This is a genomic window from Ruegeria marisflavi, from assembly GCF_025673445.1.
Taxonomy (GTDB): Bacteria; Pseudomonadota; Alphaproteobacteria; order Rhodobacterales; family Rhodobacteraceae; genus Ruegeria_B; species Ruegeria_B marisflavi.
This window is the reverse complement of sequence record NZ_JAOVQN010000064.1, coordinates 1-1,441: the sequence shown is the minus strand read 5'-3', so window position 1 is coordinate 1,441 and position 1,441 is coordinate 1. Positions and strand designations below refer to the sequence as shown.

Genomic DNA, 1,441 nt, shown 5'->3' with positions numbered 1-1,441 from the left:
GACGTATAGGGTCTGACGCCTGCCCGGTGCCTGAAGGTTAAAAGGAGGGGTGCAAGCTCCGAATTGAAGCCCAGGTAAACGGCGGCCGTAACTATAACGGTCCTAAGGTAGCGAAATTCCTTGTCGGGTAAGTTCCGACCTGCACGAATGGCGTAACGACTTCCCCGCTGTCTCCAACATCGACTCAGCGAAATTGAATTGCCTGTCAAGATGCAGGCTTCCCGCGGTTAGACGGAAAGACCCCGTGCACCTTTACTACAGCTTCGCACTGGCATCAGGATTGTGATGTGCAGGATAGGTGGTAGGCTTTGAAGCAGGAACGCCAGTTCCCGTGGAGCCAACCTTGAGATACCACCCTTCGCACTCTTGATGTCTAACCGCGGTCCGTTATCCGGATCCGGGACCCTGCGTGGCGGGTAGTTTGACTGGGGCGGTCGCCTCCTAAAGCGTAACGGAGGCGCGCGAAGGTTGGCTCAGAGCGGTCGGAAATCGCTCGTTGAGTGCAATGGCAGAAGCCAGCCTGACTGCAAGACTGACAAGTCGAGCAGAGACGAAAGTCGGTCATAGTGATCCGGTGGTCCCAAGTGGGAGGGCCATCGCTCAACGGATAAAAGGTACGCCGGGGATAACAGGCTGATACTGCCCAAGAGTCCATATCGACGGCAGTGTTTGGCACCTCGATGTCGGCTCATCTCATCCTGGGGCTGGAGCAGGTCCCAAGGGTACGGCTGTTCGCCGTTTAAAGAGGTACGTGAGCTGGGTTTAGAACGTCGTGAGACAGTTCGGTCCCTATCTGCCGTGGGTGTAGGATACTTGAGAGGAGTTGCCCCTAGTACGAGAGGACCGGGGTGAACGGACCACTGGTGGACCTGTTGTCGTGCCAACGGCAGTGCAGGGTAGCTATGTCCGGACAGGATAACCGCTGAAGGCATCTAAGCGGGAAGCCCCCCTCAAAACAAGGTATCCCTGAGGGCCGTGGAAGACCACCACGTCAATAGGCCGGAGATGTAAGCGCAGCAATGCGTTCAGTTGACCGGTACTAATCGCCCGATAGGCTTGATCCGATCCAGTAACAGAAAGACTGATCATCAAGAACCAAAAGCACCAAACAAGACCTGGACAACACACGATTGATGTAAAACCGAGCAGGTAAAAGGGTTTGCTTCGCAAACCCCCACACCTCGCCCGTCGCTCTTGCAACGCAAGACGCTACGTGAGTATTTGTTCGGTTTGGTGGTCATAGCGAGCGCAATACACCCGGTCCCTTCCCGAACCCGGAAGTTAAGTGCCTCCGCGCCAATGGTACTCGGGCTCAAGCCCCGGGAGAGTAGGTCACCGCCAAACCTAATAAATACTCAATTCTCTCTAACACGATCTCAAAAAAAAACCGGCGCGGGATGGAGCAGCCAGGTAGCTCGTCAGGCTCATAACCTGAAGGTCG

Annotated in this window: 2 rRNA genes; both read left to right on the top strand. The window is 55.5% G+C overall.

The window, feature by feature from the left end:
- A 23S ribosomal RNA gene (locus tag OEZ49_RS22965) occupies nt 1-1,064 on the top strand; the annotation flags it as partial.
- Between the two features lie 165 nt (nt 1,065-1,229).
- Nucleotides 1,230-1,344: ribosomal RNA gene (rrf, locus tag OEZ49_RS22960) — 5S ribosomal RNA — on the top strand.
- Nucleotides 1,345-1,441: the final 97 nt, after the last annotated feature.